The organism is Paenibacillus sedimenti, from assembly GCF_014534655.1.
In the GTDB taxonomy this organism is placed as follows: Bacteria; Bacillota; Bacilli; order Paenibacillales; family NBRC-103111; genus Paenibacillus_E; species Paenibacillus_E sedimenti.
In genome coordinates this window covers 168,284-186,627 of record NZ_JACVVD010000005.1, presented here as the reverse complement: position 1 = coordinate 186,627, position 18,344 = coordinate 168,284, and the positions used below count along the sequence as shown (strand labels likewise).

Genomic DNA, 18,344 nt, shown 5'->3' with positions numbered 1-18,344 from the left:
TGGAACCTACATCGTATACAAAGCCTGCAGCGCAAGCTTCATCAGCACATCAACGGAATCCGAAGGTCCGGCTTTCGGCTTCACTTGAAGCCATGCGCGATCGGTTTCCGCTTCCGTATAGCCGAGCGACATCAGCGCTTCTTTCGCTTCCGCCCATGCGCTTCCGCCATCGCCGATCTGCACGGAGCCTACGATACTCATCGCCACGGCCGCCTCCGGACTCGACAAGCTTACGGAACCCAGCTTGTCCTTCAGATCCAGAATAATCCGCTGCGCCGTTTTCTTCCCGATTCCCGGCAGCTTCGTCAAGAAAGCCAAATTCTCCTGGCTAATCGCCGCTACCACGGCTTCCGGCCTTCCGCCGGCGGCAAGAATGCCAAGCGCCACCTTTGGCCCGATACCAGTCACGTCTAGCAGCAGACGGAACAGCGACTGCTCGTCACGACTCATAAAACCGAATAATAAGTGCGCATCTTCCCTTACATGATAATGGATGTACAGCGTAACATCCTCGCCATCTTTATGTGACAACGCATAGGGATTCGGGCAAAACACGCGATAACCCACGCCATGAACGTCCAAAACCGCATACTCGCTTTCGCGATGCGCAACTTTTCCTCTCAGGAAATCTATCATCTTTTCACTACCTCGTTTATCTTATTATGTAAAGCGGAAGAATGCGCATGGCAGATTGCAACCGCCAGCGCATCGGCAACATCGTCAGGCTTCGGCGCTTTGGCCAGCTTAAGAAAAATTTTGACCATTTCCTGCACCTGATGTTTCTCAGCTTTCCCGTAGCCTACAACAGCCTGCTTGACTTGAAGCGGCGTATACTCGGCAATCGGCAGCCCGGCTTGAACGCCTGCGAGAATCATTACGCCTCTTGCTTGCCCGACTGTGAAAGCCGTCGTTACATTGCGGTTAAAAAACAATTTCTCTATCGCCATCGCATCCGGCTTATATTTCTCTATTAATTGCACCGTTGCGTCATAGACATCCTTAAGCCGAAGCGCCGGGTCCGTATGTGCCTCAGTTTGAATAGATCCGTATTGTACGGGAACGAGCTTGCTGCCAATCTTATCAATAAATCCGAAACCTACAATTGCAATCCCTGGATCAATACCCAGAATGCGCACAACCATTTCTCTCCCATCCAAAAAAGCGAACATATGTAGTCATTTCATTATAGCAGATTACAAAAAAAAGAGATAGACTCGGGTCGCTCCCTTGTCTATCTCTTGCCCCATCGCGATTATTACGGCCTTGTCATTGCCCGCTCTGTTTCTTCTACAGCATAATCACTGAATGTCGAAAGTACACTGTAATATTCATCTAAATCGGAAATTCGTATCCCTTTATGCAACTGTTTCACCGTTTCGACCGGCAAACTGCTTTCGAGGTGTTTAATATTTAATTGGAAAAAGGTGCGAATCACGTTATCTTTGCCCGGCGCTCCGTTAAATAGCGACAGATTGCCTCCTGCATCGATGCCAAAAACGGCCTTCTGCTTGCACTGCGGAGATAAATCCTCGATTTCCTCGGTGAAGGTGACTTCTCCCTTTGCTCCTAAGCTGAGCATCCAACCCGGATGTTTCATCTGCTCTTGAAGCAGCTGATTGGGCGTTTGTATGCCCAGTTCCTGCCGCTCTTCCCCGCATAAATATGATTTAAGCAAATAAGTTTGCCTGCTGTCTGTTATCCCTTTAAGCGTCGATATCGCGTCTTTGAACCGTTGATTCTCTTCCGGCGTCAACTTACCGAATGTTGCTTTAGACGCCCTTTCAAGGCTTGTGACAGCTCCGGGCAAATGGCCTGTTACATGCAGCCCCCATCCTATGGTGCATACAGCTATGAACATTCCTAAAGCGATCCAATTACGTTTCCAGCGAAGCCTTCTTTTCAAATGTTTTAAAAAACTTTGTACATTCACCGAAATCCCCTTCTATTCTTGTTTTTCCCGTATTGTTTCCATTTGCGCCGGACGCTATACATCATTTACCATAGGGAGTGATGCTTGAAACGAATCCATACGGGCGGTGATACAAGGATGAAGGGCAAAAAACGAATTAAACGGACAACACTCCTTGTCATTGGAGCAATTCTCCTCTGGGGAATTGTAGCCATATGGAATGAGATGCAGCGAAGTGAAGCAGGATTATCCCTTCCGCGTCCGACAACGGTCTCTAATGCTCCAACTTACCATTCGAATAGCCATACAGCCGTCTATCCAGAAACAAACGGGCTGAAAACCGGTATGCCATACCACGAAAATTTGACTGTAGCCACAGAAATGATATAGTCAAAGTAGATGAATTTTTCTCATACTTAATCAGGGAAAATGATATATATTTTTAATTGCTCTAAGGAGGGGAACAGCATGAACGTAGCAGAGCTTCAGTTGATACAGTTATCGCGACGGGGTGACCGTAACGCTTTCGTGGAATTGGTGGAGTCATACCGGAACAAAATTCAAAGGCTTGCTTTTCGGATGCTACACAATAAACCGGATTCCGAAGACATTGTTCAGGAAACTTTTATTCGGGTCTATTTGAATTTAAACCACTATGATGAAAGTCAAAAATTCTCGACATGGATTTACCGAATCGGCAAAAATGTCGCGATCGATCTGCTTCGCAAGAAGCGTCCGGTTCAATCATTGGATGCCGAACTGTCGGATCATGATGATGATTACAGCTACTATAGCAAGCTGGCCAGTCAGGATCATACACCCGAGCACGCTGTTCTCCAGACGGAAATTCAAGAGCATATGCATAATTCCATTAACAAATTGGCTGATAAATATAAAAGCGTTATTACGCTGTACTACCTGGAGGAGCTTTCGCTTCAAGAAATTAGCGATAAACTGAACTTACCCATTACAACGGTCAAAACCCGTCTGCATCGGGGGCGCGAGCTCCTTCGTAAAAAATGGGGAATGAACTTTGTTGTCGGCTTAATGGTTTTCTTCACTATCGGTGTACTGGCTTAATCATCGGCAAAAAATACGGCAAAAAAGCAACCCTGAACTTTGTTTCAAAGTTTAGAGTTGCTTTTTTGTATGTTACACATTAATCCATGGCAGATTCGGCTTTGGCTCGGGCTTTTCTTGCCCATTTTGCTGTTTTCTCAAAAAAGCGTTAATCGATTCCGCATTCGAAGATTTGGCTTTTCTGGTACCGCCGCTATTTGTTTTAACTGCTTTCCCGCTCTTCTTGCCTGAACGGATATCGACGTCGACCGTAACTTCCTTATCCGTTACTTCCTTCAGTTCATGCGTTTGAACCTGCGGTAGGATGGGAGATTCATATGGTGTCGGATACGGCATTCCGAAATGCGGCATCATTCCATGGTGCATGACGGGGTGCGGAGTATATAAGTCAGGACCCATCGGGTAGCAAGGAACTTGCGGCATGTCGTATGGGGATGCCATCTGAACCGGTACTTGCTGCATGTCGTACGGGGATGCCATCTGAACCGGTACTTGCTGCATGTCGTACGGGGATGCCATCTGAACCGGTACTTGCTGCATGTCGTACGGGGATGCCATCTGAACTGGTACTTGCGGATAAAATCCCGTCATATGCGGCATGCCTTGCGGGAATCCTTGCCACGGTTCTTCCGCAGCAAAGGATGGAACTCCTGCTGGGAACGTTTGCCATGGCGGTTCTACTGACGTATCGCCACAGCCGCAACCGCCATCACTGACAGGGTAATGGCCTGACTCCACTGGATGATGCCCATGCTCCCAAGGCGTTTGCGTATATGGAGTAAATGCCGGGAAGTGCGGTGTATCCGATTGTTCTTCAACCGGATACGCAAAAACCTCCGTTGCTTTGATATGGAACTGTTTAAACGGATGAACAGCTTGCGGATATGGCTCGTGAAGTTCAATTTGTTCGGTTTCAGGGGCATGAGCGGCTGGTACTGTGATTGGAGGCATTGCCCAGCTCGGAAGTTCTTTAGCAGGTGCTGGCTCCATTGGTAACGGTGCAGCCGGAGGCATAGCCCAGCCTGGCATTTCTGCAGCAGGCGCAGTGGATTCAATCGGTACAGGCGCTGCTTCAGCCAGAGGGCTGATTTGCGGCTGGATCGTCTCCTCGGGCGCCGGAGTCTGAGCAACCGGCAGCTGAACGAATGGCGCTGTAGACGGTTTTTGTTGGTGTCCCGGCAGGGGTTTAGGTTGGTGCGGCCCATCTTGTGCTTTTGGCACATACACCACTTCGCCCGTCATAAGGACATTTGGATTCTTGAGCTGCGGATTCGCTTGGATCATGGCCTGCAGCGGCACATCCCAGGCCTTGCCCAATTTCCACAAACTATCCCCTTGTTGAACGATGTGTTTGTACACATAGTCCGAAGCTGGCGGCTCAACAGGTTTCGGTCTTGACGGAAGCTTCACCTTCTCGCCGATGTTTAAGACATTCGGGTCCGAGATTTGCGGATTTAAAGCGATGATCTGATCCAGCTCAACATGGTATTTTTTTGCTAGCTCGTTCAGGGAGTCGCCTTTTTTGACAATATGGATTTTCAAAACGTATACCTCCTTAGAGTCTGCAATGGAATCCTATCCGGCAGCCCATTCACAATGACATTACAGTTTATGCACGTTTCTAGGCTTTTGACCTCCTTTCGGACAAAAAAATCCCTCACGCCACATGCGTAAGGGATTTAACGGTTGTTATTCAAAAACGCTTACTCCATCAACTTCCACGATGCCGCGGAACTCTTGAAGCAGATGCGTCGTTATAGGGCCTGCTTTGCCTTCGCCAATGATGCGGGCATCAACTTCACGTACGGCAATGACTTCAGCAGCAGTTCCCGTGAAGAAGACTTCATCCGCCACATACACGTCATGCAAGGTAAAAGGTTCTTCCTTCAGCGTATAGCCCAGTTTAGCGCACAACGCGATAATCGCAGCGCGTGTTATGCCTTCCAGGGCACCGCAGTAACATGGCGGCGTGTATACGATGCCGCGTTTAACAATAAAAATATTGTCCGAGGAGCCTTCGGCGACGTAGCCTTGTGAATTGAGCATAATCGCTTCGCCGACGCCTGCGAGGTTCGCCTGAATTTTGACCAAAATATTGTTCAAGTAATTCAGTGATTTGATTTTCGGATTGAGCGCATCCGGAACATTGCGGCGGGTCGACACCGATACCGTCTTTAGTCCGTTGCGGTACGCTTCCTCCGGATAAATCGAAAGCTGCTCGACGATGATCAGCACGCTAGCCTTTGGCGACCGGCGCGGATCAAGGCCGAGGTCTCCGGCTCCGCGAGAAACGACGAGCCGGATATAACCGTCGCGAAGGCCGTTGCGACGTACAGTCTCGACAAGCGCCTCCTGCATTTCACTATACGTCAGGGGCATATTCAACATGATGGATTTAGCGGAATCATACAGTCGGTCCAAGTGTTCTTTGCATTTAAAAATGTTGCCATTGTATATCCGAATGCCTTCGAAAATACCATCGCCATACAAAAAGCCATGGTCATATACAGAAACTTTGGCGTCCTCTTTCGTTACATAATTGCCGTCTAAATAAATCCATTGTGCCATGCTGATCCTTACACCTCCGAAATGTTGGTTTGCGATTGATACTGATAACTTGGATAGCAGCCCAATACGCGGACCTGGCAGCCGATCGCTTCAATTTCCTGTATTGCAGCAGGCAGCAAGACGGAATCCATGGAACCTGCAATATCTATGTAAAAATAATAATTCCCCAGCTTCTTCTTCGTAGGTCTGGACTCAATTTTCGAAAGATTGATCCTTCGCCAAGCAAAGGCGGACAACATTTGGTGCAAGCCTCCCGGATGATCGTCAGGCAGGGTGACAAGAATCGTCGTTTTCATCTGGTCTGATGCCTTAAGTTCAGAAGCCTCCTGCCCCACAAGCAAGAATCGCGTCATGTTGTCTTTGTGATCCTGAATTTCTTTCTGCAGGATAGGGACGCCATAATTCGTGGAAGCAATGGCTGTACCTATAGCCGCAACTGTTGGATCCTGCAGCGCGGAAGTGATTCGTACACCTTCGGCTGTGGAACTGACCTGCTCAAATTCAGCGCCGCTTAAGTATTGCTTCATGAACCTGCTGCACTGCGCAGGTACGACGTGATGAGACAGTACTTTGCGAATATGTCCGTATGGATTCTCAAGGTTCTGAACGCCCTCAGAATCCGGATACCCAATGAGGTTCATATCAATGGGGAACACCCATTCTGCCCGGATAGGAAGATCTACCTCATGTACGAGCCAATCGACATGCAAGTGTACCGAGCCTTCCAGCGTATTCTCTACAGGGATCACGGCTAATTCAGTTTCACCGGAAGCTGTTGCTGTAAATACGTCGGATATTAATTTAAAAGGCACATATTCAAAGGTTTCGTTCCCCAGAAAATGCCGGGTAGCCTCTTCCGAGAAGGTGTTAGGTCCTAGGATCGCGACTTTTTTCATACGCGAACTCCCCCTTGAATCCAAGCCTGGAGGTCCGCATCGCCTGCTGCCGGATACGATATAGTCACGCCTTCGCCGCTTGGCTTTAACCATAGTGTCTGGGCTTCGATCCCTTCCTTCAGCAGCGTCTCCTTCAGGAACACTTCCAGCTCCGCTTTGCGATCGCTGCGCGCATCCACGAGCGTGAGCAGCGTCGGCCCCGCGCCGCTGAGCGCAACCCCCAGCGCGCCATGCCGGTCGGCTTGCTCGAGAATCGTCGTCATGCCCGGAATGAGCGCTGCGCGATAAGGCTGATGCAGGGCATCCTTCATCGCATGTCGGATCATATCCAAGTTACCGGTACTTAAAGCGGCAACGAGCAAAGACGAATGGCTGAGGTTGAATACCGCATCCTTCATCGATACCTGCTGCGGCATCACGCCTCTCGCCTTCTCTGTGGAGAGCTGGAAGGCTGGAATCGCCACCAGCACTTCCAGATTCGGGTCGGGCTCCAGCCGAATGGATTCGGCCCGCTGCCCGTCCCAAAAAGCAACCACAATCCCGCCGAATAAGCTTGCCCCCACGTTGTCGGGGTGCTTCTCCAGGCGGGTTGCGATTTGGAACAACTCATCTGTCGTGAGCTTGTTTCCGATCAACGCATTGGCGCCGGCAAGCGCGCCGATAATCGCCGACGCGCTGCTGCCGAGCCCGCGCGTCAACGGGATATCGCTGTACATGGCGATGTCCAACTCGGGGTGAGATACGCCCGCCTGCTCGAACACCATCTGCGCGACTTTATAAATCAAGTTCGACTTATCCGTCGGAATCCCGTTCATCTGATCGCCGATCAGGCGAATCGTCGTTTTTTCCGATACGGCCATGTCGATCCATGCATACAAATTCAAGGCCATCCCCAAAGAGTCAAAACCCGGGCCCAGATTGGCTGTACTTGCCGGAACTTTTACTCTTACCTTCGGCATAGACATGGAGAGCTCACCCCTCCAGTTTGCGGATAGCTTCCATAACGGCTTGCTCGGAGTCCTGAACGACCAGCGGATCCCCGCCGGCTACGCTCTTGATCGCAATGTTAGGATCTTTCAATCCGTGTCCGGTGAGTACGCATACTACGCTCTCTCCGCCTTTGAAATAGCCTTCCGCTTTCAGCTTCATTACACCGGCTATCGAAGCCGCGGATGCAGGCTCAGCGAAAATGCCTTCCTTCGCCGCGATGGTGCGGTAAGCATGCAGAATTTGCTCATCCGTAACGTAATTAATTTGTCCGCCGGATTCATTCGCCGCATTAACCGCGCTATCCCAGCTCGCAGGATTTCCGATACGAATTGCCGTCGCAATCGTTTCCGGATCGCGGATCGGTTCACCTTTAACAATGGCCATTGCACCTTCAGCCTCGAAGCCGATCATTTTCGGCAGCGAGCTGATTTTGCCTTCGGCATGATACTCTTTAAACCCTTTCCAGTAAGCGGTAATATTACCGGCGTTACCAACTGGAATCGCCAAGAAATCCGGAGCTTTGCCTAGCTGGTCGCTCACTTCAAAAGCAGCCGTTTTCTGACCTTCGATGCGGTAAGGGTTGACCGAGTTTACAAGCGTAATCGGATGTTTGGCTGTAATTTCACGCACAATTTCCAGAGCCCGGTCGAAGTTGCCTTCAATCGCGATCACTTTAGCGCCATAAATAATCGCTTGTGCCAGCTTGCCAAGCGCAATATTGTTGTTAGGAATGAGGACGATACAGTTCAAATTCCCTCTCGCTGCATAAGCGGCCGCGGCCGCGGAGGTGTTGCCTGTGGATGCGCACATAATCGTGCGGCTGCCTTCCTCCATCGCCTTGGCAACGGCCATAACCATGCCGCGATCTTTGAACGAACCCGTAGGGTTCAAGCCTTCATATTTGAAATAAATATCGAGATCCAGCTCATCGGATAGCTTTTCAGCGCGAACTAATGGGGTATTTCCTTCTTGCAACGTAAGCAGCGGCGTGTTGTCGTTAACAGGTAAATAGTTTTTGTAAGTTTGCAATAAGCCCATATATCTCATTTCAGTACAGCGCCTCTTTTCTTATATTTTAACTTTTATATCCTATCATTCAATGAAAGTTTTAAAAGTCCGCTTTCAGAACCGAGAAGGTTGGACGAATACGGAGAAGGAGGAACGGAGCGAGATGTGAGTACCAGACTTCCCGGATTCGTTTAAGATTCGATGCCGAGTAACCTTCCTGAAAAAACATCGTTATCAAAGTGGACTTTTAAAATTACATCTTAGCCTTCTACGCGGTAGAGGCTTTTGATTGAATGTATAACATCCATGGATTCGAACTGCTTCAGCACATTCTTCATGCTTGCTTGGTTGGCATCATGGGTAATGATGATAATTTCCGCTTTCGGGTTATGGGCATTCGGATGCTGGAATACCGATTCCAGGCTGACTTCATGCTGGGCAAAAATTTGCGTGATTTGCGCCAGAACGCCCGCTTTGTCTTCAACATGCAGAAGAATGAAGTTTTTGGAAGCGATTTGCTCATCGGTTTTAAGTTTCTTTTCTTTGTATGGCGCCAAAACAGTGCGTCCGTTTACGCCCAGCTTGAGGTTGCGTACAACGGCTACCAGGTCAGCAACGACAGACGTCGCTGTCGGCAGTTCACCCGCTCCCGGACCGTAAAACATCGTTTCGCCTACCGCTTCACCGTATACGTAAACTGCATTGAACACGCCATTGACAGACGCAAGCGGATGCGTGTTTTTTACCATTGTCGGCTGCACGCTTACAGAAATATGACCGTCATGATTCTCCGCAATACCAAGCAGCTTAACTTCATAGCCCAGCTTCTTGCCGTATTGGATATCTTCTTTGGAGACACTCGAGATCCCTTTCACTTCAACGTCGCCAAGTGCAACATTCGCATGGAAGCCAAGCGTGGAAAGAATTGTCATTTTACGTGCCGCATCAAGACCTTCAACGTCGGAAGTCGGATCCGCTTCTGCGTAGCCGAGCTGTTGGGCTTCTTTCAGAACATCTGCGTATGCAGCGCCTTCTTGACTCATTTTCGTTAAAATATAGTTGGTCGTACCGTTTACGATTCCCATGATCTTCGTAATCCGATCGGAAGAGAAGCCCTCCACCAGGGCGCGGATGATTGGAATACCGCCGGCAACGCTCGCCTCATAAAGGACGTCACAGCCCTTCTCAGCTGCTTTGGCCAAAATTTCCGGTCCATGCATCGCCATTAAATCTTTGTTCGCTGTTACGATATGCTTGCCGTTGTTCAGTGCGGTCAGGATGTGCTCTTTCGTTGTCTCAATACCTCCCATTACTTCAACAATAACATCAATCTCGCTATTATTAATAACATCCCATGCGTTCTCCGTTAGCTTGTCCGGATCGACCGTGATGCTGCGGCTTTTCGTTTTATCTTGAACCAAAATCTTAACAATTTCAATCGCGGAACCTGTTTGACGTTGCAAATCCTCTTGATGTCCTTCAACAATGCGGACCACACCTGTACCTACAGTACCCAGTCCGAGTAATCCTACTTTGATCGGTTTCATTCCAATTCCTCCTATTAGTTTCTAGCTTAACTGCCCTGACCGATAATCACGGCCCGCTTTACACCTTCTTGTGCCCCAAGCCGATCCAGCAGCTGGCGAATTTCCTCGCCGAGCGAGGATGTCTCTACAGAAATGACAACGTTGGCCATACCCTGCAGAGGAATCGTCTGATGTATGGTCAGCACATTTCCTTCCAAGTTCGCAATAAGCGCCAGCACTCTGGATAAAATACCGGATCGATGCTCGAGATCCATAGAGATCGTAATGATACGCTCCCGTTCGAGCTTGCTGAGCGGATGTATGCCATCTTTATACTTATAGAAAGCACTGCGGCTAAGCCCGACTTGTTCAACCGCATCGTGAATCGTCTTCACTTCGCCTCGTGCAAGCAGCTCCTTGGCCTGTACCGTCTTGAGCACGCCTTCCGGCAAAATATCTTCCCGGATTAAATAGTACCTCTCCGGGCCGGTAGGCTTGATCGGCGGGAAAAATTCTTTGCTTTCCGGCACCACTTTATCGTCCTCTCTAGAAAGACTGATGTTTCTTTATAGTGGACATTATATCGAAATGCTTCCATTGAAGCAATAGGTAATTTTCATGAAAACGTTAAATGCTGACACTATCTTTGCTGATCTTTACTGTGATAAGCTGAAGGAAGCTCAGCAACGCTTACGATGAAATTTTTGCTTCTGCAAAAATCTTAGGACAAGGAGACCCAGTAGTGATTAACCTGCGAATGATGTCCACGGCCCTTCTTTGGAACAGCCAGGATGAGCTTCTTATGATGAAGCGTTCCTTAACCCGCAAGCTGTCGCCGGGATTATGGGCAGCCATCGGCGGGCATTTAGAGCCCCAAGAACTTAATCATCCCAGAAACGCATGCATACGCGAAGTGTGGGAAGAAACCGGAATTGAACATGATGAAATCCATGGCCTGCGCATGCAATACGTATTATTGCGACTGAATGGACTAGAAATCCGTCAGCAATTTTTCTATATAGGCACTACCGATGTCAATCCGCGTATCGTTACCTGTGAAGGCGATCTGCACTGGATTCCTAGAGATCTGGTGCTCGAGCGTCCCCTGCCCTATATCTTTCGCTGTCTGCTTGAACATTATTTCACTGTTGGCCTTACACCTTACCCTTGGGTAGGCACAGCAGGTATGCATCCCGAGACGGGTGAGCCAACCATTCACTGGAATCCATTGCTCGATCCGCTGCAAACATGAGAAAATGATGAAAAGGACAGACCTCGATTTCTCGAAGTCTGCCCTTTTTTTATGCCTTTTACAACGCGCTTCCTCCAAAAAGGAAACGATACTCCCAATGTCGGCCTTCAAATGTATCGATACGTACCCCGCCGCTCTCTTTCGAGTAGGTTGACAGAATTTTGCCATCTCCCAAATATATAGCTACATGGGTAATCGTTTGTGCAGATTTGTTTATTCCGGCGTAGTTCGAAGCGCCTGTCCCCTTGTACGACATGAAAAACATCAAATCGCCGGCTTTCAAATCGTGCCAATTCGTTTTGGCATTTCCAAGCGATTTTACATAACTGCCTTGGCCTCTCGAATCATTTGGCAGCGTCACGCCAATGCCGTCCAGGAAAGCTTGTCGAACAAAGTCTGAACAGTCAAATGTACTTGTATCGTTCCGGCTTGAGCCGTATTCGTACGGCCTACCGAGATATTTTTTGCCGGCTTCGATAATTTTTTGCACGTTTTCACTTGTAGATCCCGATCCGTTATTGGATCCGCCTGATGATCCGCCATTTGACGTTTCACCTGATACCTGTATGTATTTTGAACTTGTACTCATATAGCCTTCACGACCATCGGAAGCTCTAACCTTGTACCACCAGTCGTTCACTTTTTGCAGGATTTGAACCGTTTCGCCTGCTTTTAAATAACGAATGCGGCTCGCATTTACATTGGCTTCCGTACGAAAGCTTACGCCGGCAACAATACGTCCTGTTCCGGATGAAGACTGGCCGGAGCCGCTATCCGATCCGTTCGCATGAATATATTTAGCATTGGTAGACACATAACCAACGCGTCCGCTCTGGTCTTGAACTTTATACCACCAGTTGTTAACTTTCTCCAAAATCGTCACGTTCTCGCCGGCTTTTAAATAGCGGATGCGAGCGGAATCTTCATCTGGACTTTGTCTGAAACTAACGCTGCTAACAATTTCTCCGGCAGAAGCAGCCGAAGCTTGCTGTGGAAGTGGAACCGTAACAGCTCCAAACGCTATGGCAGGAACGAGCATAAAAGTCAGAAGTTGTTTTTTCATGGTAGTTGTTCTTCGCCTCCTGAAAGTTTTTCGCCATAAAAACTGGCTTCGAATGAATCACCCATCCATATAGAACTTCGAACTTATAGGCTTGTTTCAGTGGGTACCTCCAAAACCAATATTGGTAAACTATGAATATTCCCACTATTAGATGGTATCACAACCATAGAAACCGTTTCATTAGCAATTACTTCCTGCCATACAAGAAAAAAAAGACCACCCTAAGAGCAGATCACTGCATCCGGACAGTCTCTTCAACCAATTTGTGCGGAAGAATCGTCGCTCATCTGCTGAGCCTGGCTTTTCCATCGATGACTCTGATCGACCCATCGCTGCATCACTTTTTGAGCTTCTTTTCGTTGCAGCAATGACTCTGCAAGCTGGAATCCTTCCTCGTAGCTGCCAACTTTATCGAACCAAGTCAGGCGCAACCCTGTGTTGAAAATGACATGATCACGCTCTCGTTTCACTTCTTGAGAATCGTCTCCTGCCATAATGCGTCGAAGCATGGAGACCTGATCGTCTTTATTGAGCGGGACCAGGACATCGCTGTTAAAACCAAACTTTCGGGGTTCGACCAAACGGGATTCATCCCCCCATGGGGTTACAATTCGAATGGTGCTGTTCTCGTAAATCGGGAGATCCTCTGAGCCTTCAATGCCTTGAATAATATAGACATTCTGAAAACCTGACCGGATGGAAATCGGAATCAATGCTTCCATTGCCTTTCGCCCGTTAACGCCTGTGATCAAGTTTGAGGATCCCACGGGATTCATCACGTGCTCTACTGCATTTATGACTGTCCTAAGCCCAAGCTGCTCGCGAACTTGCTTGAGTTTTCCAATCGGCGGACAGAACTGGTCTGACCGTAAGAATCCAATTCGCGCCCGGAATAAAATGGCCTCCCAAGCCGGTACCGACAACTCTAGGACAACTCCGAAACTCTCCAAGATTTCTTTCATAGCAACTCCCTGTTTGGGCGAAGTCACATCACTTCCATGAAGCACCTGAGAGAAGCCTACGGATGCCAGAAGAAGACTTACAGGGAGCGTTACCGGAAAGTAGCGGCGACCTTCCGCCTGTCCTGCACAGCTGAGTGAATCGGCAAATGGCTGGTAGTTCAAGGAATAACTGCGAAACACGTCCAAAAATGCATTCAATTCGTCATTGGCTTCCCCCTTCATACAGAGCGCCATCAAGAAAGCAGCGCATTGTGCGTCCGTAGAATCCCCTCGCGCCATCTCATGTGCGGCTTCAATCGCTTCATCGTAAGACAAATCTCGCGAATTCTGCCCACTTGTGCCGATCGCCTGGATCCATCTCTTCAATATACTATCCCTCCCCTCGCTAATAAACGACGCTCATTATGTTATGTAAATTTACACGAAATCAGTAATCAACAATAAAATCGTAATACCTTTTAAAGGTTATGTCAAGTTTCGTAACATAATCCATCAAATCATATCAAAGAAAAAACCTGCCCATAGGTTGGACAGGTTTCATTATGTTAGTTATTCTTTCTCAACAAACTCAAATTCGAAGTCAGCAATTCGAATGGTCTGGCCATCAACAGCCCCGCGACTGCGAAGCTCCTTATCAATGCCCATATTGCGCAGAATTCGCGCAAAACGCACAACGCCGTCATGCGTACTGAAGTTCGTTCTTTTGATCAAACGCTCGATCGAGGGACTTTCGACCACGAATATATCGTTTTCGCGCGTTATCGTAAAATCCTGTTCATCGCGCTTCTCCAAGCGGTACACTTTACGCTCTTCTACTTCAGCGACTTCCTCCACCTCAGGTGCATCCGGAATGCTGTCCAAAATATCTGCGATCTTGTAAAGCAGCTCCTGTACCCCTTCGCGCGCGATCGCCGAAATGGGATAGATCGTCAGCTCACGGCCGTCCTCGGCAAGCTGCTCTTTGAAGAGCGCCAAATTGTCCTCCGCCTCCGGCATGTCCATTTTGTTGGCCACAACAATTTGCGGGCGCTGCTCCAGCTTCGCATTGTACTGCTTGATTTCCTCATTGATCTTGAGGAAATCCTCATAAGGATCGCGGCCATCCGTAGCGGCCATGTCCACTACATGCACGATCACCCGCGTCCGCTCCACGTGACGCAGAAACTCATGACCTAGCCCTACGCCTTCATGGGCACCTTCGATCAAACCCGGAAGGTCCGCCATCACGAAGCTGCGGCCCTCGCCTACATCCACGACCCCGAGGTTCGGGGTTAGGGTCGTAAAGTGATACGCCGCGATTTTCGGCTTCGCGGCGGAAACCACGGATAGCAGCGTGGATTTCCCCACGCTGGGGAAGCCCACCAGGCCGACGTCGGCCATCACCTTCATCTCCAGCGTCACCCAACGCTCCTGGCCCTCTTCGCCGTTCTCGGCGATCTCAGGCGCGGTATTCTGGGTGGTCGCGAATCGAATGTTGCCTCTGCCTCCCCGGCCGCCTTTAGCGACAACCACTTCCTGCCCGTGGCGCGTCAAGTCGGCGATGATCTCTTCCGTATCATCGTCGACGACCGTCGTCCCGGGCGGAACGCGCACGATCATGTCATCGGCATTCGCGCCATGCTGGGCTTTATTCCGGCCCTTCTCGCCCCGGTCCGCTTTGAAATGCTTCTGATAACGGAAATCCATCAGCGTCCGCAAACCCTCGTCGACACGGAAAATGACGTCGCCGCCATTACCCCCGTCACCGCCGGCAGGTCCGCCCTCCGGTACATACTTCTCGCGTCGGAACGCGACCAAACCGTCGCCTCCGTCGCCGCCTTTTACAAATATCTTCGCTTTATCTACAAACATGCTTACACCTCATTATTTCGAAACGGCAATCGTAAAGCGAGAACCACTTCTTCGTCTTGCAAGTCAAATTGCTCCAAAACATGATACACCGTTTTAACCTGCAATGCATCTTGAACCGCTTGATTCAACCCATCGCGGTCATACGGACCTTGATATACAAAGTCAAGCAGCAAACCATCTTCCTGTGCATCAAATGCCAAACTAAGCATACCGCAATCATCGCCGCCAGCAGCAGCATGCTGTTTGAACAATTCCACAGTTTTACGCACTAAGGTTTCGATCAACCCTTGCCGTAATGGGAGTTGTCCAAGGTTAACTTCTTGATCCAGCTCAATTTCAAGCTGTAACGATTTCGTTTGAACACGAAACAGAAGTAAAAAAGCGATCAGCGATGGGATACCCAGCTTGGAGAGATTGCTTTCCTGCTGCATATTCATTTTTATTTTTTCCATATACGGCTGTAAATTATCAAATTTCTTCAGTTGTATATAACCGAACAAAATTTGCATATCGTTCATCCAATCATGACGCAGCCGATTCACGATCTGAAGCACGTTCGAATCATGCTGTTGGTCTTGCTGCTTTAGCTCGCGGCTCCATTTTTCGTGCATTCTGCTAGCTTCTAATTTAAAAGCCGTATACCCGCAAAGTACTGTAATCAGTAATAAAGCCGCCCTGATCACCCAAGGTTCCAGAAACATCAATCCGGTTAATCCAATCAGCACGATGGCTATCAGATAAACTTGTGCACTGCCCGCTTGCTTCATTGCCGCTTCGCTCCGTTCTCGCTTGCTATGTAACCGTTTCTCCAGTATAGCATGCCATATGGAAAAGTTCACCATCCTTGTTACTGCTGTAAAAAGGATGTATAAACAAAGAAAAACCCCAGCGAACATATCGCTCGCCGGGGATTGATCTTACACTTCTACAGTAGCAGCTACAGGAGCTACATCAGCTGGGTATACGCTCACTTTTTTGCGATCGCGACCCCAACGTTCGAACTTCACTACGCCTTCTACCAAAGCGAACAATGTATCGTCCGAACCGATGCCGACATTGTTACCTGGGTGAATTTTCGTTCCGCGTTGACGAACGAGAATGCTGCCGGCAGTAACTGTTTGACCGTCAGCACGCTTAACGCCAAGGCGTTTTGCGATACTGTCACGACCGTTCTTTGTAGAACCTACTCCCTTTTTGGAAGCGAAAAACTGAAGATTCAATTGCAACATGGTGTCATCCTCCTTCTCGAAAGGTTGTTTCAATCGTTATATAGTCACCGTAGTTTCGTTCAATCGTTTGTAGCATGACGATCATGGACTCTAGAATCAATTGAACTTGAGCATTCTTCGCATGATCTGCTTCCGTCAGCTCCGGAATGGTTACATCCAGAAGCCCCGGTTCCATCTCATGGAGCGGAATGATTCCCGTTAATGATTCTATCGCATTATAAGTACCGAACGTTACCGCCGATACTGCCGCGCAGACCAGGTCTTTACCAGGCACGTCATATTCAGCATGGCCTTCCACCACAAAAGATGAGATCTGAGGGGAATCCTGCGAAAGCCGCTCTATGGTCACATAGATCATAAGGCTGCCTCTTACGCTTGGATTTTCTCAACGACCACTTTCGTGTACGGTTGACGATGACCTTGCTTTTTGTGATAGTTCTTTTTAGGTTTGTATTTGTATACAATAACCTTCGCGCCTTTGCCGTGTTTCTCCACTTTCGCGGAAACTGCAGCACCGGATACCAATGGAGCACCTACAACCAGACCGCTCTCTTTGGAAACCGCAAGCACACGATCAAAAGAAACAACTTCACCTTCAGCTGCGTTCAATTTCTCGATGTACAGAACATCGCCCTCTTGAACTTTGTACTGTTTACCGCCTGTTTCAATAATTGCGTACATTCTCATTACCTCCTCATGTCTCAGACTCGCCTTGTCCAGGTGACGGCCGGAATAAATCCATCGCCGTACTTCGACCCGATTCGTGCGGTTACAGCATGCCTAAACAACACACTTCGAGTATTATAGCACAGAAACATTTTGCTATGCAATGCCTTATTTGCGCTTGCGTGTCATTTCCAGAAGCCCCAGCTTCGTCCACCCAACGATAACGGTTTTGGAGCGATCCTTACGAACGGCTTGCGAGATATGTTCCATCACAGCCAACCGATTCAAATCTGAATTCATATCGATAAAATCAACAATGATAATGCCGCGAGTATTGCGCAGACGCAGCAACCTTGGAATCTCCGTCGCCGCTTCCCGATTAATGTCAAAAACCGTCTGCTCCAGGTCGATCGAACCGGTATATCTTCCCGTATTCACATCGATAACGGTCAGCGCTTCCGTCTGATCAATGACGAGATAGCCGCCGCTGGGCAGCCAGATCTTACGCCTGAAGCTGCGGTTTAGTTCCTCGGTGACGCCGAATTGATCAAACAAAGGCACCTTACGATCATAATAGGCGACTCGGCCACGCCAACCCGGATTCTGCTTACGTAGCAGCAGCTTCATTTCCTCGTATACTTTGGAGTCATTCATCCATACTTCTTTAACGTCATCCGTAATGACATCTCGTGCCAGTCTGGGAAGCAAATCAAGATCTTGATAAAGCTGGGCGGGAGCATGCGCTTCATCCATTTTGGAACAGATTGAGCTCCACAGATCCCGCAAATTTTGCAAATCATCACGGATAGCTTCCTCGCTCTGTCCCACTGCTCCTGTACGGACAATGACACCTTCACCGGGAAGCAGGATGCCTTCGGCTATCTGTTTTAATCGCAGTCTTTCGGCTTCGAGATCAATTTTACGTGAAATGGCAATGTAATCAGCGTCCGGCATGTATACGATCCAGCGCCCTGGAATGGAAACGTGGGTCGTAACCCTTGCGCCTTTGGTACCTTGCGGATCTTTGGTGACTTGCACCATGAGGGTTTGCCCGACCACGACGAGTTCCGTAATGGAGGGTTTTATTTTGGGTTGTTTGTCCAAATGGACGGGGAGCAGATCATCTATATATAGAAAGGCATTTTTAACTAGTCCGATATCGACGAATGCCGCCTGCATACCGGGAAGTACATTGACGATGCGGCCCAAATAGATGCTGCCTGCTCTCTGGGAATCAAGCGGATACTGCGTATCATACTCGGCAAGACGGCCGTCTTCCAACAATGCCGCTTGCGTCAGTTCAGGCGCGCAGTGGATTATGAGCTGCTTCATGCTTTCACCTCA

At 48.8% G+C, this 18,344-nt stretch carries 21 protein-coding genes and 1 other annotated feature; of the genes, 3 read left to right on the top strand and 18 right to left on the bottom strand.

Going from position 1 to position 18,344, the window contains the following annotated elements:
- Positions 1–6 precede the first annotated feature (6 nt).
- From ruvA to ICC18_RS16360, 3 genes are all read right to left on the bottom strand, one after another.
- Positions 7–636 carry a Holliday junction branch migration protein RuvA gene (ruvA, locus tag ICC18_RS16370; protein ID WP_188175516.1) on the bottom strand — a complete coding sequence of 210 codons (630 nt, stop codon included), beginning with the start codon at positions 634–636 and terminating at the stop codon, positions 7–9.
- Positions 633–1,136, bottom strand: coding sequence for a crossover junction endodeoxyribonuclease RuvC (ruvC, locus tag ICC18_RS16365; protein ID WP_188175713.1), 504 nt, complete (start codon positions 1,134–1,136; stop codon positions 633–635). The genes ruvA and ruvC overlap by 4 nt, the downstream gene beginning before the upstream one ends.
- Positions 1,137–1,255: 119 nt before the next feature.
- On the bottom strand, positions 1,256–1,930 hold the full coding sequence (locus tag ICC18_RS16360; protein ID WP_312029540.1) for a BofC C-terminal domain-containing protein: 675 nt from the start codon (positions 1,928–1,930) through the stop codon (positions 1,256–1,258).
- Positions 1,931–2,014: 84 nt separating this feature from the next.
- On the opposite strand from ICC18_RS16360, the gene ICC18_RS16355 reads away from it, so the two are divergent.
- Both ICC18_RS16355 and sigW read left to right on the top strand, forming a co-directional pair.
- Positions 2,015–2,299: a hypothetical protein gene (locus tag ICC18_RS16355; protein ID WP_188175515.1), complete on the top strand. Its 285-nt coding sequence runs from the start codon at positions 2,015–2,017 to the stop codon at positions 2,297–2,299.
- 78 nt (positions 2,300–2,377) lie between these two features.
- The gene (gene sigW, locus ICC18_RS16350) at positions 2,378–2,989 is read left to right on the top strand and encodes an RNA polymerase sigma factor SigW (RefSeq protein ID WP_188175514.1); all 612 of its coding nucleotides are present in this window, start codon (positions 2,378–2,380) and stop codon (positions 2,987–2,989) included.
- A gap of 72 nt (positions 2,990–3,061) precedes the next feature.
- On the opposite strand, the gene ICC18_RS16345 is transcribed toward sigW, so the two are convergent.
- From ICC18_RS16345 to thrR, 7 genes are all read right to left on the bottom strand, one after another.
- The gene (locus ICC18_RS16345; RefSeq protein ID WP_188175513.1) at positions 3,062–4,531 is read right to left on the bottom strand and encodes a LysM peptidoglycan-binding domain-containing protein; all 1,470 of its coding nucleotides are present in this window, start codon (positions 4,529–4,531) and stop codon (positions 3,062–3,064) included.
- Positions 4,532–4,678: 147 nt separating this feature from the next.
- The gene (ilvE, locus tag ICC18_RS16340; protein WP_188175512.1) at positions 4,679–5,557 is read right to left on the bottom strand and encodes a branched-chain-amino-acid transaminase; all 879 of its coding nucleotides are present in this window, start codon (positions 5,555–5,557) and stop codon (positions 4,679–4,681) included.
- An 8-nt stretch (positions 5,558–5,565) separates the two neighbouring features.
- Positions 5,566–6,453, bottom strand: coding sequence for a prephenate dehydratase (gene pheA / locus ICC18_RS16335; RefSeq protein WP_188175511.1), 888 nt, complete (start codon positions 6,451–6,453; stop codon positions 5,566–5,568).
- Positions 6,450–7,418, bottom strand: a complete 969-nt coding sequence (thrB, locus tag ICC18_RS16330) for a homoserine kinase (protein ID WP_188175510.1) — start codon at positions 7,416–7,418, stop codon at positions 6,450–6,452. Before thrB ends, pheA begins: the two co-directional genes overlap by 4 nt.
- Before the next feature lie 7 nt (positions 7,419–7,425).
- Positions 7,426–8,490 (bottom strand): threonine synthase, encoded by a 1,065-nt coding sequence (gene thrC, locus ICC18_RS16325; RefSeq protein WP_188175509.1) that lies wholly within the window; start codon positions 8,488–8,490, stop codon positions 7,426–7,428.
- 221 nt (positions 8,491–8,711) lie between these two features.
- A complete protein-coding gene (locus ICC18_RS16320) occupies positions 8,712–9,998 on the bottom strand; it encodes a homoserine dehydrogenase (RefSeq protein ID WP_188175508.1) in 1,287 nt (428 codons plus the stop codon).
- A gap of 26 nt (positions 9,999–10,024) precedes the next feature.
- A complete protein-coding gene (gene thrR, locus ICC18_RS16315; protein ID WP_312029539.1) occupies positions 10,025–10,507 on the bottom strand; it encodes a transcriptional regulator ThrR in 483 nt (160 codons plus the stop codon).
- Positions 10,508–10,719: 212 nt separating this feature from the next.
- Between thrR and ICC18_RS16310 the strand changes: the two genes are divergently transcribed.
- Complete coding sequence (locus ICC18_RS16310) at positions 10,720–11,229, top strand: NUDIX domain-containing protein (protein ID WP_188175507.1); 510 nt, start codon at positions 10,720–10,722, stop codon at positions 11,227–11,229.
- A gap of 58 nt (positions 11,230–11,287) precedes the next feature.
- Here ICC18_RS16310 and ICC18_RS16305 read toward each other — a convergent pair whose 3' ends face one another.
- The 8 genes from ICC18_RS16305 to ICC18_RS16270 form a co-directional block, all read right to left on the bottom strand.
- The gene (locus ICC18_RS16305) at positions 11,288–12,292 is read right to left on the bottom strand and encodes a C40 family peptidase (protein ID WP_188175506.1); all 1,005 of its coding nucleotides are present in this window, start codon (positions 12,290–12,292) and stop codon (positions 11,288–11,290) included.
- A gap of 254 nt (positions 12,293–12,546) precedes the next feature.
- Positions 12,547–13,620 carry an anthranilate phosphoribosyltransferase gene (locus ICC18_RS16300; RefSeq protein ID WP_223192622.1) on the bottom strand — a complete coding sequence of 358 codons (1,074 nt, stop codon included), beginning with the start codon at positions 13,618–13,620 and terminating at the stop codon, positions 12,547–12,549.
- A gap of 183 nt (positions 13,621–13,803) precedes the next feature.
- Positions 13,804–15,105 carry a GTPase ObgE gene (obgE, locus tag ICC18_RS16295; RefSeq protein ID WP_188175505.1) on the bottom strand — a complete coding sequence of 434 codons (1,302 nt, stop codon included), beginning with the start codon at positions 15,103–15,105 and terminating at the stop codon, positions 13,804–13,806.
- A gap of 2 nt (positions 15,106–15,107) precedes the next feature.
- Entirely contained in the window at positions 15,108–15,947 is an 840-nt protein-coding gene (locus tag ICC18_RS16290) for a Spo0B domain-containing protein (protein ID WP_188175504.1), read from the bottom strand.
- 75 nt (positions 15,948–16,022) lie between these two features.
- Positions 16,023–16,334: a 50S ribosomal protein L27 gene (gene rpmA / locus ICC18_RS16285; protein WP_188175503.1), complete on the bottom strand. Its 312-nt coding sequence runs from the start codon at positions 16,332–16,334 to the stop codon at positions 16,023–16,025.
- Positions 16,335–16,338: 4 nt separating this feature from the next.
- Positions 16,339–16,692, bottom strand: a complete 354-nt coding sequence (locus ICC18_RS16280; protein WP_188175502.1) for a ribosomal-processing cysteine protease Prp — start codon at positions 16,690–16,692, stop codon at positions 16,339–16,341.
- A gap of 11 nt (positions 16,693–16,703) precedes the next feature.
- Positions 16,704–17,015, bottom strand: a complete 312-nt coding sequence (gene rplU, locus ICC18_RS16275; protein ID WP_188175501.1) for a 50S ribosomal protein L21 — start codon at positions 17,013–17,015, stop codon at positions 16,704–16,706.
- A 12-nt stretch (positions 17,016–17,027) separates the two neighbouring features.
- Positions 17,028–17,115: a sequence feature (ribosomal protein L21 leader region), on the bottom strand.
- A 53-nt stretch (positions 17,116–17,168) separates the two neighbouring features.
- On the bottom strand, positions 17,169–18,332 hold the full coding sequence (locus ICC18_RS16270; RefSeq protein ID WP_188175500.1) for an Rne/Rng family ribonuclease: 1,164 nt from the start codon (positions 18,330–18,332) through the stop codon (positions 17,169–17,171).
- Positions 18,333–18,344: the final 12 nt, after the last annotated feature.

Bases quoted from the DNA above. Each gene is read 5' to 3' on its own strand.
- ruvA (WP_188175516.1), bottom strand. From the start codon at position 636: ATGATAGATTTCCTGAGAGGAAAAGTTGCGCATCGCGAAAGCGAGTAT.
- sigW (WP_188175514.1), top strand. From the start codon at position 2,378: ATGAACGTAGCAGAGCTTCAGTTGATACAGTTATCGCGACGGGGTGAC.
- ilvE (WP_188175512.1), bottom strand. From the start codon at position 5,557: ATGGCACAATGGATTTATTTAGACGGCAATTATGTAACGAAAGAGGAC.
- pheA (WP_188175511.1), bottom strand. From the start codon at position 6,453: ATGAAAAAAGTCGCGATCCTAGGACCTAACACCTTCTCGGAAGAGGCT.
- thrB (WP_188175510.1), bottom strand. From the start codon at position 7,418: ATGTCTATGCCGAAGGTAAGAGTAAAAGTTCCGGCAAGTACAGCCAAT.
- thrC (WP_188175509.1), bottom strand. From the start codon at position 8,490: ATGAGATATATGGGCTTATTGCAAACTTACAAAAACTATTTACCTGTT.
- ICC18_RS16320 (WP_188175508.1), bottom strand. From the start codon at position 9,998: ATGAAACCGATCAAAGTAGGATTACTCGGACTGGGTACTGTAGGTACA.
- ICC18_RS16305 (WP_188175506.1), bottom strand. From the start codon at position 12,292: ATGAAAAAACAACTTCTGACTTTTATGCTCGTTCCTGCCATAGCGTTT.
- obgE (WP_188175505.1), bottom strand. From the start codon at position 15,105: ATGTTTGTAGATAAAGCGAAGATATTTGTAAAAGGCGGCGACGGAGGC.
- ICC18_RS16290 (WP_188175504.1), bottom strand. From the start codon at position 15,947: ATGGTGAACTTTTCCATATGGCATGCTATACTGGAGAAACGGTTACAT.
- rpmA (WP_188175503.1), bottom strand. From the start codon at position 16,334: ATGTTGCAATTGAATCTTCAGTTTTTCGCTTCCAAAAAGGGAGTAGGT.
- ICC18_RS16280 (WP_188175502.1), bottom strand. From the start codon at position 16,692: ATGATCTATGTGACCATAGAGCGGCTTTCGCAGGATTCCCCTCAGATC.
- rplU (WP_188175501.1), bottom strand. From the start codon at position 17,015: ATGTACGCAATTATTGAAACAGGCGGTAAACAGTACAAAGTTCAAGAG.
- ICC18_RS16270 (WP_188175500.1), bottom strand. From the start codon at position 18,332: ATGAAGCAGCTCATAATCCACTGCGCGCCTGAACTGACGCAAGCGGCA.